Source organism: Gemella bergeri ATCC 700627 (assembly GCF_000469465.1).
Taxonomy (GTDB): Bacteria; Bacillota; Bacilli; order Staphylococcales; family Gemellaceae; genus Gemella; species Gemella bergeri.
This window is the reverse complement of sequence record NZ_KI271848.1, coordinates 12,602-28,657: the sequence shown is the minus strand read 5'-3', so window position 1 is coordinate 28,657 and position 16,056 is coordinate 12,602. Positions and strand designations below refer to the sequence as shown.

Below are 16,056 nucleotides of genomic sequence, written 5' to 3'. Positions count from 1 at the left end.
TCTTCACCCTTAATAATTACTAAGTTCTTCCACCAAGTTTTTATATTTCTCGAGATTACTAATTTTCAATGCCTTATCTGCATATTCCTTAGATTTACTATAATTACCTTCTTGTCTTTCTATTAATGCCAATTTGTAATAAAGCGGTGCAAAACTGCTATCAAACTGAATTCCCTCTAAGAATACTTTTTTAGCATCATTAACCGAAAGGTTTGCCATTTTAATCATACCTAATTCATAATATGTAAGTACCGATTTATTTTTAGAAGTCAATTCTTTTTCTAAATTAAAAATATCCTCATCACTTCTTGGTTTTTCCAATCTTTTGTCAATTTTTCTAACTAAATAAGCATTAACTTTACTTTTTGTATCAATATTAGCAATTTTTACAACTATTCCGGACACCATAATCAATACAAAAGCTGCTGATAATATATAAATACTCTTTTTATTCAATAAAAATAGTTGTAAAAACACTCCAACTATAAATGAAAAAATATAAAGAGCAACGTTAGTATTTAGTAGTATAGCACATCCCAACAAATACACTAAAGATAAAGAAACAGCATACATAAATTGCAAATTATTACTTTTTTTACTTAGTTGTGTTAAAAATATAGAACCTAAAACCGCCGGATAAGAAACAACAGGAATATTTAAGTCTCCCGAATAACCAAACAGCAAAAACAAATTAAAAACAATAGCTGTAGTTATTAATATTACCAACGATTCACGAATATTCAAATTCTTATTAAATAATAATGATGATACAAAAATACTCACTACTACTATAAATAAGCTCACAAAATCATTAACAACAAAAATACTTGTTATTAACCTATAAAATTGTCCGCTAATAATTCCTTGATAATCATACCCTAAAAATTTATAGATTGAGAAGTTTCCGTTACTTGCATAAATACTAACATAATTTAAGAAAAACAATAATAAATAACACAACGAAATCATATTAAATTTGACATCAAATACTGTTTTATTTAAAGCTTGTTTTTTGTATAATTCTACAACTCTGGTTTTGTAACGTGATGTATCCGGAGAATCTTCAATAAATTTTAAATCACGTTCTTTCACGAATAACTTACTGTTTTTTTCATTAAATAGAACTCTTTCTATTATTAAATCGCTTGAAATTTTATACTTTTTATAATCTGTAATTACCTCATCATATTCCGGTGAAACAAATATTATTTTAATTTTTAAATTTTTCAATTTAAACATTTTTTTCAACCTTGTTTCGTTTCGAATTATATTAGAAATCACACTATCTATTTCAGTTGCTTTAAAATTATCGCTATAAATAAATCTTACCAGTTCATTATCGTCATTTATCAACCAAACATCTTTCTTCTCTGGACGATAATAAAGTATATTATAATTATATTTAACGATATGTAAATATATTATTTTCCAAAATTTTTTATCATTCATAATATTATACTATTAAAACTTAAATAGACTCACATCTATTTAAGTTTTATTTTTGCTACTTCTTGTGAAAAATCTACGGTTTCATTTAGTTTTAAAACACTAATATCTTCAACAATATCCATATTCGTAACTACACAAGGGGTAATGATATCTTTTGCTTTTTCTTTTACCAATTCTAAATCATAAGTTAATAATGCTTGACCAACCTCTACTTTATCTCCGGCTGACACTAAAACATCAAATCCTTCACCTTTCATAGCTACCGTCTCTAAGCCAACATGGATAAGCAACTCCACATCTCCTGTCTTTATTCCAAAAGCATGTTTTGTCGGAAATACTTGGATAATTTCTCCCGAAACCGGTGACAGCAATTTTCCTTCTTCAGGGATAATTGCAAAACCATCGCCCATCATTTTCTGTGAAAATACCGGATCCGGAACTTCAGTAATGGCTACTACTTTTCCTTTCATATAAGAATTTATTACTAATTCTTCTATTTTTTTATCTTCTTTTCCGAGTAATTTTGATAAAAATCCCATTTCAATCCTCCATACTAAAAATATTACTCTAATATACCTATTATATACTTTTATATAGCTTTTTTCAATTATTTTTATCAAATTATTTTCAAAACATTCTCTTATTTAACCGCAAAAAAATATCTAATTTTTATCAAAGTTAGATGTTAATATTGTCGAAATAACTGTAATTACTTTACATGTTATTATCGGTAAGATTATTTATCTCTTTTGCTATTTCTGAAATACTATTCCCCGAATCTGACAAATTATTTGTATATATGAGCAGCATATAGTCTTGATTCCCAAATACTATAGCGGTATCGTGCATATTGGCATCTATTCCGCCGTACTTACTCGCTATTTTTTTATCTTGGATACCTTTTTTTATCCATTCACTGTCTTTTGTATCTTGTAAATATTTAAATAATTCAGGATAGTTCTCTTTTTCTGAATATAATTTACTCCATGCTGCCTCCATCATTTTTGGTGTTACTTTATTTTTTTGTGCTTGTACTAAGGGTAGAGAAACACCTAATTGTGCAAAATATTTAGTAAGAATATCGGCGGCTGTCGCACTGTTTCCAATAAGCATTCTGGTAGCTGTATTATCAGAATATTGGATCATATTTTGAATTACATATTCTAATTCATAACTATCCTTTTTAGGTTGATTGGTTATTTCTCCACCACCTTCTTCTAAAAATTTCTTATTATAATAAATCGGCTTATCTTTAGATATTTCCCCGGCTTTTATTCTATCATAAATCTTCATAGCATACACAACTTTAACGGTACTCGCCGCTGTAAAATATTTATCATCTGCCACCGCAAATCTGTAACCAGTTGAAAAATTTTTATAAACAACACCAATTTCGTTATTTCCTTGATATTTGCTAACTATATTATTCATAGCCTCATCAAGTTCCACTTGATTTAATTTTTTCTTTTCTTGATTTTCTTCTTTAGACTCATTATTTTTTTGAACCTGCTCCTGTTTTGAAACTTCTACTTGATTATCTTTATATTTTTTAGATTTCACATAACCACCGGCAGAAAAAACTCCATAAATAATAAGGACAACTACTGAGGATTCTATAATAAATTTTAATATTTTTTTAACTACCTTTTTCAATTTTATTTACCTACTCTCTTCTATAAAACCACTACTATTAGTTTACTACACATAACAAAATTCATCAATATTTTAAAAATATTTTCTAAAAATATTCAACTATATTTATCCTCTTTAATTGTAAAATAGCAAATATAATAATTATCCAAATATTTATTAAACCATTTCTTAATTAATATTCGATTTCAAATAAAAATCTTGCTTTGATATTTTTTTAAATCCAAGTTTTTCATACATATACTTAGGTGTATCATTACTATCAGCAACCAATACCACATTTTCTTTCCTCATATTTAACACTGCATAATTTAAAAGATGTTTGGCAACTCCTTGTCTTCTGTATTTTTTGGCTACATACAGATTATCAACTTCAAAAAAATCTGTTTTCATTATTACGTTCATCGTTCCTATAATTTTATCATTATCTTTTGCTATTAATTGAAGTATATTTTCTGAACGAATATTTTCATAAAGCAACTCTTGGTTATGAATTGCCCAGCTATTATCACCCAGTTCCGAATCTATTTTATATTGAAACTCTAAATATTCACTGTTATTTTTTTTCTGTAGAAATTCTATTTTATAATTACTCAGATTTTGTTCAACAAATTCTTCTCTTTTCAAATGGTACAAGTCAAAATTTATCTCATTATATCCATCTTTTTTTAGATATTTTTTTAATTTTTTAGAAAGTTCTTTTTTTTCCGGTATAGCTATATGAATAAAATTAATACCGGCATCTTTAAAAAATTTATAACAAGAAGCTATATAATATTCCAACTCATCAACAATTTCCGGCATTTGTTTTATAAGTAAATAATTTCCACTAAAATTTAATTTCGATTTTAACATTTGATAAATAACATATCTATCTGTTTCTACTGCTACTTTTGATCTAGAATACATATCCTTGAAACTATATTCCATTTTCTTACACTCCTATCTTGTGTCTATCCAAACCAATTATGATTTATAAATTATAAATACCGTTCTAATAATTTTTTATTTGTAAATCTTAAAAACTACTGAATTAGTGCTTCTATTTTTTTATATTTTTCTTTCTGAACCTTTATTTTCTCTAACTGAGTATTTTTAGATTTTTTTAGTTGTGCCAATATGTAATTTATTTTTTCTAATTCTAAATTTTGTTTCTTTATGTATAGTTCCGGTTTTTCTTTTGTTAAAAATTTTCCAAAATTTATCTCATCTTCTGTTAAGTTCATTTTCCCAAAACTAGCTACTATTATTTCATAAATATGCCCGTCTTCTTCTATTATGTCTTCTGCATCTATTTTATATCCTAATTCTTGCAATTTAATACGAACAAAATTTTCTCCAACATTTGGTTGTAAAATTAAACTCGGTTTGTTTTTTAATTTTTCCTTCCCATTTTCCAATATCTCAGCTATTAATTTTCCTCCCATTCCACAAATAGTTATTACTTCTATATTGTCATCAAGTGATATTGCATCTAATCCTGCCGCTTTTCGACATTCAATAATTTTTGAAAAGCCTTCTTGTGCTACATTTTTTTGAGATATTTTATATGGACCTTCTACTATTTCACCAGCTATAGCAAAATCTATTCTTTTATTTTTGACCAAATATAAAGGTAAATATGCATGATCACTTCCTATATCTGCAAGTCTTCTGCCCTTAACATATGTTGCAACTAATTCTAATCTTTTATTAATCATCAGCATTTTTCTTCCTTTCTTTTAGGCTTTTATTAATCTAAAAAATCTTTACTAAAGCTTGTAGTTATTATAGTCTTTTTGTTTTTATTATCATTTTTTTTGAAACCTGTAAGAACTTTATCACCGAATTGTTCTTTTAAACTTCGTGATAATTTTCTTAATTTTTCTTCTTTTTTATAATTTTTTTCATCAAAAATATCTAACTGAATATTTAATTCTTTTAATTTTTTTATCTCATTTAATGAAACTCCCAATAACCTTATTCCTACATTGAAATCATAATTATCTGACAGTAATTCCCAAGCATAACTGAAAACATCTTTTTCAGTGTTTATATACTCAGAAATTTTTTTCGAACGTGTCATAACCTTGAAGTCAGAAAATTTAATCATTATAGAAATATTATTCCCTACATAATCTCGTGATACGGCTCTTTCACTTACCTTTTTACTTAATTTTTTTACTTCTTTTAATATTTCGTCTTCATCTATTAAATCACTGGAAAATGTTTTAGAATTTCCTATTGATTTTCTTTCTACGGTGTATTTTAATACTCTACTATCTTCTCCATTGGCTCTTTTTTTCAATCTTAAACCTTGAACTCCAAAAATACTATGTAAAATAACCTCATTAGCAGTTGCAACATCACCTATTGTATTAATTTTTAGTTTTTTAAATTTTTTTGTTGCAGCTTTTCCACAACCGTGCATTTTTTCTACATCAAGATTCCACAATATTTCCTTAAAATTTTTTTTATTTATTATCGTAAAACCAAGCGGTTTTTTTAAATCCGATGCCATCTTTGCAAAAAATTTATTGTAAGAAATCCCTATACTCGAAGGTATTTTCAGTTGTTTGTATATTCTTCTTTGAATTACGGCCGCAACTTTTACAGGATCCTTTAATTCACTCAAATCTATATAAGCCTCATCTATAGAAACTATTTCAATTTTATCAGTATACTCCCTCACTAAATCAAAAATTCTTTTTGATTCTATTTGATATTTTTCAAAATCGGGACGCACTATTTGCAAACTTGGACATAATTTTCTGGCTTCCCCTACTCTCATTGTAGTTTTCACTCCAAAGGATCTTGCCGGATAATTGGAGGTAACTATTATTCCATGTCTTTTCTTAACTTCTCCTGCTACTGCCAACGGTTTTCCTTTTAATTTTGGATTATACTTTTCTTCGACACTTGCATAAAAACAATTCATATCGATATGAGCAATCACTTTAGACATAAGCTACCTCCTTTTTAGTTAGTTATAAGGGGACAATTAATTTATTATCCCCTTTTATTTTTTATTAAATTAATGTAAAGTTGACTATAATTATAGGTTTTCGTTTTGTACTATCATAAAGTAGACTGGATAACATACTTCTAATTTCTGATTTTATTGTTGAGCAATCACGAATACTCTTTATAGGATTATTAATCAAGTATTCTGTGACTTTTTCTTCAGCTTCTTTTATGAGTTCAGCACTTTTTTTAACATAGACGAAACCTTTTGTTTGAATACATGGTCTTCCGACTAAACTTTTAGTTTTTCTACTTATTGCATATGAGGTTACAAAAATACCGTCATTTGACAACAATTTTCTATCTTTTAAAACACTATCTTCTACATCTCCAATTCCACGACCATCTACAAGAATATTTCCCACCGGAATATTTTTTAATAATTCTTTTGCCTTATTACCTGAAATTTCCAACGTAGTGCCTTTTTCCAATATGTGAATATTCTTTTTGTTGACACCCGTTTCCGCAGCTATTTCTGCATGTTTTCTTAAATTCCTAAATTCTCCTTGAATAGGAATAAAGTGTTTAGGCATTAACATATTCAACATTAATTTTAATTCTTCACGTGTAGCATGACTTGCAGCATGAAGACGTTTAGAGGCGGTAACAACATTAGCACCTAATTCTACGAGAAGATTTAATGTTTGGAATAACATAACCTCCATGTTAGGTGATGGAGTTGCCGCTATCATAATAGTATCCCCTTCTTCTATTTGAATATTGGTAATAGATTTCTCTGCAATATTTTTCATCGCTTCAATAGGTTCTCCTTGTTCTCCGGATGAAAGAATACATATTTCATTTTGTGGATAATTTTTTAAATCATCTATACCGATTAATTTATCGTCTTCTATTTCTAGGTAATTCATATTTCTTGCACTATTTATAGAATCTTGAATAGCTTGACCCAGTAATAATATTTTTCTATTTTGACCCAATGCAGCTTTAACAATATGAGAAATTGTTAAAAAATTAGAGGCATAGCACGTAACAATAATTCTTTTATTAGCTTGATAAAATGCGTTATCAATCTGTTCTGCCGCTTCATTTTCCGGTACATTATATCCCTTTACATTAGCATTACTGGAATCACTTAATAATACCATAACACCTTTTTGACCTAGTTGGCTAATTTTTAACATATCTGCTCTGTATTCTTTACTTACAGATTGGTCAAACTTAAATTCTCCGGTATAAACTATATTTCCTTGTGCGGTAGAAATACAAATACCTAGTGAATCCGGCATAGAATATGTCGTTTTAAAAAATGTTATATGAGCATTATTAAAATCATATTTATTATTCTCTCTAACATAATAAAATTTAATACGACGTCTGATATTTAACTGTTTTAAATGATTTTTTAATAAATCAATCGTTAATTTCGAACCATAAACAGGACATTTTAGCTTATCTATTATATAAGGAACAGCCCCCATAGAACTTACACGTCCATTAGATAAAAAGATACCTTTTACCCTATTTTTATTCTTAATCAAGTAACTAATATCCGGTATAACCGCATCTATCCCTATCATTTCAGTTTCAGGGAACATAAGACCGGCATCTAAAACAAATATCTCGTCACCAATTTCTACCATATACATATTTTTAGCTACTTCTTCTACTCCCCCTAACGGAGTTATACTAATTTTTGGATAATTTTTTCTTGATTTATTTGATTTTTTCTTTACTTCTTTAATCTCAATGTTATTTAATTTATTTTTCACAACATTATTTTTTTTATGTGTACTGATCTTCTGACCATGATTATTATTTTTTTCGTTGTTCATTTTTTCCTCCTTGTATTATTGTTTTTATCGGTTCAAAATCTCTTCGATGTATTGGACAAATTCCGTATTTATCTAGGGCTTCCAAGTGCCTCTTGGTGCCATATCCTGCATTATTTTCAAAATCATAATATGGATATTTTTTTGAATAATCTTCCATTAAGCGATCACGATGTACTTTAGCTATAACGGAAGCTGCCGCTATTGAAACACTTTTTTCATCACCTTTAACCATACTAAAATTTGAAATTGGATAATTTTCAAATGGCATGGCATCAATTAAAAGAAAATCCGGTGTCTGTGATAACTTTTCAATAGCTTTTTGCATTGCTACTCTGCTGGCGTTATAAATGTTATATTTTTCTATTTCTCTATTATCTACTTCACACACCGCATATGCCAATGCTTCGGTTTTTATTTTATCGTACAATTCTTCACGTTTAGTTTTTGATAATTTTTTTGAATCATTTAACCCTTCAAAATAATTATCCTGTTTTAAAATTACCGCAGCTGCTACTACCGGACCCGCTAAAGGTCCACGACCTACCTCATCTACTCCACAAATATATTTATATCCATTATTATAACACTTATTTTCATAAAATGATTTTTTTTCGTATTCTTTTTTTAGAAAATTTTTCTTTTCTTGTTTTTTATTATAACTAAGTAATATTTTTTTTACACCTATTCTCTCATCATTTTGTAATGTTTCTATTATTTCTTTTTCTACTACTTCTTGTGAAAAAATTTCTTTTATTTCATTAATTTTCATCATTAGTTCCCACCATTTCTTGATAATTATCTAAGGTAATTAATCCGAATTTTTGTGTTCTAAAATCTTGAATAAGTAATTTTATAGTAGAATCATAGTCATAATCCCCAGCAATCTTTTTAAATTTCTTCTCAGCAATTTTTTCCATAATAAAAACATTGTCATCATCTTGCGACACATTTATTTTATAAAGATTATTTAAATTTTCTAAATAATTTGTTTTTAATAATTCTATTAAGTATAGACATACATCATCAAGTGGTGTTATATCATCTTTTATTGAAGCGATTAAACTTAATTTTTTACCGATTTTTTGATTATCAAACTTAGGCATTAAAATTCCCGGTGTATCCAACAACTCAATATCTTTATTCAATTTTAACCATTGTTGTTTTTTAGTAACGCCCGGTTTATTAGCAGTATTTGCCACATTTTTTTTAATCAATTTATTTATAAATGTTGATTTTCCCACGTTAGGAACCCCTATTACCATAGATCGAATTGCTCTTGGTTTTATACCTCTTTCAACTTGGCGAGCAATTTTTTCTGCTAATTCTTCCTTAGCTTTACTAATTACTTTATTTAAGTTATTACTATTTTTTGAATCAGTGTAAACAACAACATATCCTTTGTCTTCAAAATAATTTTTCCATTTTGCAGTTTCTTTTCTATCGCATAAGTCACCCTTGTTAAAAATAATAATCTTCTTTTTATCTTTCACTACTTCATCTAAGTACATATTGTGTGATGATAACGGACAACGAGCATCTACAAGTTCAAATACAATATCTACTAATTTTAATTTTTCTTTTACTTCTCTTGTTGCCTTTGCCATATGCCCCGGAAACCATTGAATAACCATGCAGTTATAACTCCTTTTGTTATTTAATTATAATTTTATTTACAGTCCTATTTATTTTACCATATTTTAATGACTTTTGAATACTATTTATATGTATTTATAATTTTTTTGTCTTTTAATTCTTCATAGAATAATATTTATTATCTCGTTAAAACGGCAAAAAACAATCTCAACATCAGTCATATAACATTGAGATTGTTTTTAAATCGCACTAACTTTCCCTGAGCGGTATTTTTATTTTATCCATCTTTTTACAAATCCATAAAAACTCTTACATTAATTTTAAATACTTTATTAGCTAACTGTATATAATATATATGTATAATGTAGTATTTATTATAATGCAAGTTGGTAATCTGATGATTTAACATATCCTTTTTTTTCCATATAATAATAAACTGCATATGATAATATCGCCGGCAAAATAAAATGTAGTAGCAATATTTCTACAAGGAGTATCATATGATTAGTATGTCCAGCCATTGTTTGCCATGTCATAAGTTGTCCCACAAGACCTGATGTTCCCATGCCACCACCTGCAGAGTTATTCTCCATTGTACATACAAGTGTTGCTACCGGACCAAGTATAGCACTTGCGATAATAGGCGGTATCCATATAATAGGTTTTTTCATAATATTTGGGACCTGAAGCATTGATGTCCCTAAACCTTGTGCAAGTAATCCATTCCAACCATTTGCTTTAAAACTAATTACCGCAAATCCTACCATTTGTGCCGCACAACCAACGGTAGAAGCTCCTGCAGCTATACCCGACAATCCCAAAATTATAGATAATGCCGCCGAACTAATCGGTAATGTTAAAATGATTCCCATTACAACCGATACAACTATTCCCATTATAAACGGTTGTAATTCTGTTGCTTCACGAATAAATGAACCAAGCATTTTCATACCGCTAATTAAATATGGACCAGTATAATAAGCCACAACGGCTCCGATGACAATCGTCACAAAAGGCGTTACAATAATATCTATTTTTGTTTTCCCTGAAATTAATCGTCCACATTCGGCTGCGATAACAACAGCAATAAAAGCCCCAAGCGGATCACCGGAACCACTAATAGAAAGTTTTCCTTGTTCAATTAAATGATTTGTACCAAGATTAGAACCAAATGCTCCAAGAAAACCAACAACACCTGATGCTAAAATTACTAACTTAGGTGCTTTCAACGCATGTGCTACTCCTATACCGATTACAGGTCCCGTAAGTGCCATGGCTATCGTCGCTACAGCGACTAAAAAGCCTGATAGCCCTCCGCTTAAGCTTAATGCTATCTGCTTAATAATAAGCCCAATTATAAGAGTACAAAATAACCCAAGAGCCATACCATTTAGTGCTACAATGAAGTATCTATGAAATACTTTTGACAACAAACTATTTTTATTCATAGTTATTCCCCTTTAATATATATTAAAATAATAGTGCATAATTATGCACCTTGACTATATTATAACTCATAAATAATTAATTATCATCTAAATTATTTTCTTTTTATAAATTTTCCAGTTTATTTCTATACATCATCCCCCAAGAACCCAACGAATTTATCACTAGTTCTAAAGAGTTCCCTAAATCCGTTAACGAATATTCAACACGTGGCGGTACTTCTGCATAAACTTTTCTATTAATTAATCCGCTTTTTTCCATTTCACGTAAATTGGCGGTAAGAACTTTTTGTGATACATTCCCTACCGATCTTTTTAATTCTCCAAAACGTTTAGTACCTTCCAATAAATCACGAATAATAAGTATTCTCCACCTATTACTTATAAGAGTTAATGTCAATTCCACAGGACATGCCGGTAAATTCTTTTCCATAACTAATAACCTCCGAAAAAAATTAAGTTTTTGTATCTAATAAAACTTATAATATGCAATAGTTTCTTTTAGGTAACTATAGCACCTTAAAGTGCATACTTTACATTTAGTTTGTATAAGTATATTATATTATTATCAAATCAAAAATTCAACAATAAATTTAAAAACGGAGGTCATTAAAATGAAAATAGCGGTTATAGGTGCAAACGGTAAAGTAGGTAGTTTAATTGTAAAAGAAGCGGTAGAACGTAATCACGATGTTACAGCAATCGTCCGTTCAACCAACAAAACAGTAACAAATGAAGTTATTGAAAAAGATTTATTTAATTTAACTAAGGATGATTTAAAAAAATTTGATGTTGTAATTAGTGCAATAGGAGCATTTACCCCTGAGACTTTTCCTATTCACAGTAAATCGATAGAATACCTTACAACTCTACTAGCAGGTAGCAATATCCGCTTCTTAGTTGTGGGTGGTGCAGGTAGCTTATATATTGATAATACACATACTACTCGTCTACTGGATACATCTACTTTCCCAGAAGAATTTAAACCGTTAGCCACTGCACAAGCTGATGAATTAGATCTACTAAGAACTAAAAATAATGTAAAATGGACATTTATAAGTCCCGCTGCCGATTTTATTGAAAATGGAGAAAAAACCAATAAATATGCAATTGCCGGAGAAGTGTTTACAGTAAATCAAAAAGGGGAAAGTTCTATAAGTTATGCTGATTATGCCAGTGCAATGCTTGATGAAGTAGAAGAAGGAACTCACATTCAGCAACGTATCTCAGTTTATGGATTATAATACTCAAAATAAAAACACAAAAGAAATAAGGTACTGGTCCTCGAAACTTGTCCAAGTTTTGGGAGCTAGTACCATAAATTCTCTTCCACCTTTATTTTTTAATTAATTTCGTATCCTAATAAAATTCCGCCTTCTTCTGCGTAAAAACTGCACAAACCTGAAGTTCGTATAATTGAAAAAGTTATATTCCCATAAAATTCTCGTAATTTACTTTCTAATTTTTTACAAATTCCTTCATTATTCCTATGAGTTATAACTACTTTTCCACCTTTATAACCATGTTTTTTCATTTCACTTATAATCTCAGTAATTGCTTTTTTTTCACCACGAACTTTATGTAGTAAATGAAGCGTTCCTTCAGCACTTGCTTCTCCTACCATACGAATATTTAAAAGTCCGACAACGGTTGCCGCTAGTTTACTAAGTCTTCCGTTTTTTACTAAATTATCAACTTTTTCCAAGACAAACAATAATTTTGAATTTTTATGATACTCTGTTATTTTTTCCACTATTTCTTCAAAACCGTATCCTTGATCTATTAAACTATTTAACTTCAAGACCAATAAATCCATATGCCCGCCTGCCGATAAACTATCTATTACATGTATATTAGTTGTCGGGTTAATTTCATATAACATTTTCTCAGCAATTTTTGCACTATTATAACTGCCTGATAATCCGCTGGTTAATGTTAAAACAAATATATTATCTGCATTTTCATATGCTGATAAAAACGCATTAGGACTGGGGCATGCAGAACGTGCTACTTTTTCACTTGAATAAATTTTCTCCATCATAAAATCTATATCTAAATCTAAAGTATCTTTGTACTCTTTCTCCCCTATTTGAATAGAAAATGGAATTCTTTCAAAAACTGTATTTTTTGCTAAATTAGGTATTTCTCGTAAATCGCAGCCGGTATCCACCACTATTTTCCAATTCATTATTTCTCTCCTTTACTACACTTCTTCTTGTTTTTCTAAGCCTTCTACTATCATATGAGTTTGCTGATATAAACGAATGGTTCTACAAGCCAAAATAATAGCAGCCGGTATATCATCACTTTCTTCTCCATTCATGCAACGAACAAAATTATCATACATTTTTTCTGATTGATTGTTTTTTGTTAATAATTTTACCGTTTTACTAACCTCTTGAATTGAGAAAACATTTTTTAAACATGTTATAACTATAAGACGTGCTAATTGTCTTCTTGTATATTTTTTTTTAATGGGTTTATCTAAATATCCATGTTTAACATAATTATTTATCATTGCTGACGTTAAGCCCTTTTCTCCATGAGCGACAGCTGTGCTATCTAGTTGATTAACATAAAGCAATACCTGATCTAAATATAAATCAAACTCCGGTAAATCAATCCATTTGGGATATACATTTTCTTTCAAATTACCATCACCCTTTTATCTAGTTTCAATAACTACATTATATGGTTTTTATAAAATATTGTCAAGAAAAAAATTACGCTTTCAACTAAAAAATAGCTAAATTTACACTTTGTTACTTTTCAAGTTGATTACGTAATTTTAAATTATAACATTATATTGAATAAATTTTCCTATTAAGTTTTCTTTTCATATACCAATAATAAATTAAAATACCAATAGCATAAAAGGTTAAACCGATAATCCAACCTATCCATAGACCATCAATTCCTATATTACGAACAAATACCAAATAATAAGATATAGGTATTCCTATTAAATAATATCCTATCCCCATTGTTACACAAATAGGAACAACCTTTTTATAACCACGCAAAACACCTGCTAAACATGAAGCAAAAGAATCACAAATGGCAAATCCTATTGCATACAATAGCAAATGTGCCGTTAAATTTATTACCCCACTGTCATTTGTATATAGATAAGGTATTTTCAAGTCAAATATATAGACCATAAATCCTGATATAAATGAAAAAACCATACCTATGCTACATCCAATAAGTGTGTATCTCTGAGCCATTTTATAATTTTTTGCTCCAACATGAAATGCAACAATAATTGTTACAGTATTTGCTACACTAACCGGTAAACTATACAAAAACCCTGAGAAATTTAACGCCGATTGATGAGCAGCAATTATAGTCGTATCGAACCTTGATACCATAAGTGATAATGTCGAAAATACTACTGTTTCCAATGCTGCTGCAAACGCTATAGGCACTCCAAGTTTAAAAATTTCTCCCCAATGATTAAGTTTAATACGTTCTTTTTGAAATATTTTATATTTATTTAATTTTGAGTGTTTCAATGTAAGAATTAATGCAATAAAAAATAATGCAGTATATGTCACCGATACAGCTACAGCATTTCCGGCTCCACCTAACTCCGGCATTCCAAATTTCCCAAAAATAAAACTATAAGCAAAAAATACGTTAATCGGAACTGAAATTACCATCATAATCATTGATAAACGGGTTAACCCTAAGCTATCCATAAAACCACGAAGCACAACATAAAGAAATATTGATAATACACCAAAACTTTCATAAAATAAATACTTTTTAGTAACTTTAGCTATATTTTCTTCTAAACCTAGCGAATTTACTACCGGTGTAGCTAAAGTATTTAGTCCGATTATTAAAACTATACTAATCGCTATAGCTATATACAAAAATTGGCGAACTTTCGTCGGAATTTCATCCTCTCTTCCTTTTCCGATTAACTGCGATACTATCGGAATAATAGCAAGCACTATTGCATTAAGCGTATACATAATTGGATTCCATATATTAACTCCCATACTTACCCCTGCTAAATCTGTCGGACTGTAATGCCCTGCCATAAATGTCCCTATCATTCCTGATGAATATGAAATAATTTGATAAATCAATACCGGGATAAGTAATTTTATAAATATTATTGATTGCTCTTTTATATTTTTTCCTTGATACATAAAATCCTCTTTTTCACTAATACGATTTCTATTTTTATAGTTTAAACATTAAAAAAATCCAAAAGTTAACACTTTCAGATACTCATCGATTTATAAATATGCAACCAAGACTTGAATAAACTAAAAGACCGTTAGTCTAATCGCCAACTCAACCTTGACAAAAACTCACACCCACAATAAACATACTTAATGCTGCTTCCTTCCGGACCTGACATGGTTCATAAGCACTGCGTCGTAAGGTGCCTTAGTCTCAACATTACGTGTCAAACTCGACATCCCCTAATTTACCCGCATCTCGGTATTCAGTCTTGCTAAAGCGGATTGCAAGTACAGGGCACCGCTAACTCCCCACCTAGCATTTCTATATTATAGCAAATTTAAAAATAAAAAGCAAGAGCTTTTATTTATACTTTTTTTGTCTCACATCATTTACAAATGTACATTTTATTTATACTTTTTTGTCTCATATCTATTGTACCTATGCAATACAATATCATAATTTTTCTAAAAAAGTGTTGACTTTATATATATATTTATGTATAATAGTAAATGTTCATTGCAACTGAACATTTATCCACAGTAGCTCAGTTGGTAGTAGCATCTGACTGTTAATCAGAGGGTCGCAGGTTCGAGTCCTGCCTGTGGAGTTGGAGTAGTACTCAAGAGGCTGAAGAGGCGCCCCTGCTAAGGGTGTAGGTCGGGAAACTGGCGCGAGGGTTCAAATCCCTCCTGCTCCGTTTTTTTTGTGGCCCGTTGGTCAAGCGGTTAAGACACCGCCCTTTCACGGCGGTAACACGGGTTCGAGTCCCGTACGGGTCACCATTTTTTGAGAATAAGAGTATAAAGTAGGTCCCGTGGTGTAGCGGTTATCACGCCTGCCTGTCACGCAGGAGATCGCGGGTTCAATTCCCGTCGGGACCGCCATTTTGCCTTGATAGCTCAGTTGGTAGAGCAATGGATTGA

At 29.7% G+C, this 16,056-nt stretch carries 15 protein-coding genes, 4 tRNA genes and 1 other RNA gene; 5 read left to right on the top strand and 15 right to left on the bottom strand.

Annotated features, from left to right (window positions below; genetic code table 11):
* Positions 1-9: 9 nt before the first annotated feature.
* The 11 genes from HMPREF1983_RS04670 to HMPREF1983_RS04620 form a co-directional block, all read right to left on the bottom strand.
* Positions 10-1,449: a tetratricopeptide repeat protein gene (locus HMPREF1983_RS04670; protein WP_021753144.1), complete on the bottom strand. Its 1,440-nt coding sequence runs from the start codon at positions 1,447-1,449 to the stop codon at positions 10-12.
* A 35-nt stretch (positions 1,450-1,484) separates the two neighbouring features.
* Complete coding sequence (locus HMPREF1983_RS04665) at positions 1,485-1,988, bottom strand: PTS sugar transporter subunit IIA (protein ID WP_040461022.1); 504 nt, start codon at positions 1,986-1,988, stop codon at positions 1,485-1,487.
* 175 nt (positions 1,989-2,163) lie between these two features.
* Positions 2,164-3,102: a serine hydrolase gene (locus HMPREF1983_RS04660; protein ID WP_021753142.1), complete on the bottom strand. Its 939-nt coding sequence runs from the start codon at positions 3,100-3,102 to the stop codon at positions 2,164-2,166.
* A 168-nt stretch (positions 3,103-3,270) separates the two neighbouring features.
* Complete coding sequence (locus HMPREF1983_RS04655; protein WP_021753141.1) at positions 3,271-4,029, bottom strand: GNAT family N-acetyltransferase; 759 nt, start codon at positions 4,027-4,029, stop codon at positions 3,271-3,273.
* A gap of 95 nt (positions 4,030-4,124) precedes the next feature.
* Positions 4,125-4,799 (bottom strand): tRNA (adenine(22)-N(1))-methyltransferase, encoded by a 675-nt coding sequence (locus HMPREF1983_RS04650; protein WP_245576427.1) that lies wholly within the window; start codon positions 4,797-4,799, stop codon positions 4,125-4,127.
* A 32-nt stretch (positions 4,800-4,831) separates the two neighbouring features.
* The gene (locus HMPREF1983_RS04645) at positions 4,832-6,043 is read right to left on the bottom strand and encodes a DNA polymerase IV (RefSeq protein WP_021753139.1); all 1,212 of its coding nucleotides are present in this window, start codon (positions 6,041-6,043) and stop codon (positions 4,832-4,834) included.
* 64 nt (positions 6,044-6,107) lie between these two features.
* On the bottom strand, positions 6,108-7,895 hold the full coding sequence (locus HMPREF1983_RS04640; RefSeq protein WP_021753138.1) for a ribonuclease J: 1,788 nt from the start codon (positions 7,893-7,895) through the stop codon (positions 6,108-6,110).
* Positions 7,876-8,664, bottom strand: a complete 789-nt coding sequence (locus HMPREF1983_RS04635) for a ribonuclease HII (RefSeq protein ID WP_040461034.1) — start codon at positions 8,662-8,664, stop codon at positions 7,876-7,878. The genes HMPREF1983_RS04640 and HMPREF1983_RS04635 overlap by 20 nt, the downstream gene beginning before the upstream one ends.
* Positions 8,654-9,526, bottom strand: coding sequence for a ribosome biogenesis GTPase YlqF (gene ylqF, locus HMPREF1983_RS04630; RefSeq protein ID WP_021753136.1), 873 nt, complete (start codon positions 9,524-9,526; stop codon positions 8,654-8,656). The genes HMPREF1983_RS04635 and ylqF overlap by 11 nt, the downstream gene beginning before the upstream one ends.
* 336 nt (positions 9,527-9,862) lie before the next feature.
* Positions 9,863-10,936 carry a PTS sugar transporter subunit IIC gene (locus HMPREF1983_RS04625; protein WP_021753135.1) on the bottom strand — a complete coding sequence of 358 codons (1,074 nt, stop codon included), beginning with the start codon at positions 10,934-10,936 and terminating at the stop codon, positions 9,863-9,865.
* 103 nt (positions 10,937-11,039) lie between these two features.
* Positions 11,040-11,366, bottom strand: a complete 327-nt coding sequence (locus tag HMPREF1983_RS04620) for a winged helix-turn-helix transcriptional regulator (RefSeq protein ID WP_021753134.1) — start codon at positions 11,364-11,366, stop codon at positions 11,040-11,042.
* Between the two features lie 181 nt (positions 11,367-11,547).
* Between HMPREF1983_RS04620 and HMPREF1983_RS04615 the strand changes: the two genes are divergently transcribed.
* Positions 11,548-12,177 carry an NAD(P)-dependent oxidoreductase gene (locus HMPREF1983_RS04615; protein ID WP_021753133.1) on the top strand — a complete coding sequence of 210 codons (630 nt, stop codon included), beginning with the start codon at positions 11,548-11,550 and terminating at the stop codon, positions 12,175-12,177.
* Positions 12,178-12,275: 98 nt separating this feature from the next.
* On the opposite strand, the gene HMPREF1983_RS04610 is transcribed toward HMPREF1983_RS04615, so the two are convergent.
* From HMPREF1983_RS04610 to ffs, 4 genes are all read right to left on the bottom strand, one after another.
* Positions 12,276-13,121, bottom strand: coding sequence for a DegV family protein (locus HMPREF1983_RS04610; protein WP_021753132.1), 846 nt, complete (start codon positions 13,119-13,121; stop codon positions 12,276-12,278).
* Positions 13,122-13,136: 15 nt separating this feature from the next.
* Complete coding sequence (locus tag HMPREF1983_RS04605; protein WP_021753131.1) at positions 13,137-13,583, bottom strand: DUF1836 domain-containing protein; 447 nt, start codon at positions 13,581-13,583, stop codon at positions 13,137-13,139.
* Positions 13,584-13,734: 151 nt separating this feature from the next.
* Complete coding sequence (locus tag HMPREF1983_RS04600; RefSeq protein ID WP_021753130.1) at positions 13,735-15,093, bottom strand: MATE family efflux transporter; 1,359 nt, start codon at positions 15,091-15,093, stop codon at positions 13,735-13,737.
* Positions 15,094-15,189: 96 nt separating this feature from the next.
* An RNA gene (gene ffs / locus HMPREF1983_RS07710) (signal recognition particle sRNA large type) lies at positions 15,190-15,454 on the bottom strand.
* 212 nt (positions 15,455-15,666) lie between these two features.
* On the opposite strand from ffs, the gene HMPREF1983_RS04595 reads away from it, so the two are divergent.
* From HMPREF1983_RS04595 to HMPREF1983_RS04580, 4 genes are all read left to right on the top strand, one after another.
* Positions 15,667-15,740: transfer RNA gene (locus HMPREF1983_RS04595), tRNA-Asn, on the top strand.
* Between the two features lie 2 nt (positions 15,741-15,742).
* Positions 15,743-15,830 (top strand) — tRNA-Ser (locus HMPREF1983_RS04590).
* 10 nt (positions 15,831-15,840) lie between these two features.
* Positions 15,841-15,915: transfer RNA gene (locus HMPREF1983_RS04585), tRNA-Glu, on the top strand.
* Positions 15,916-15,941: 26 nt separating this feature from the next.
* Positions 15,942-16,017, top strand: a tRNA-Asp gene (locus tag HMPREF1983_RS04580).
* The last annotated feature ends 39 nt before the right edge of the window (positions 16,018-16,056 follow it).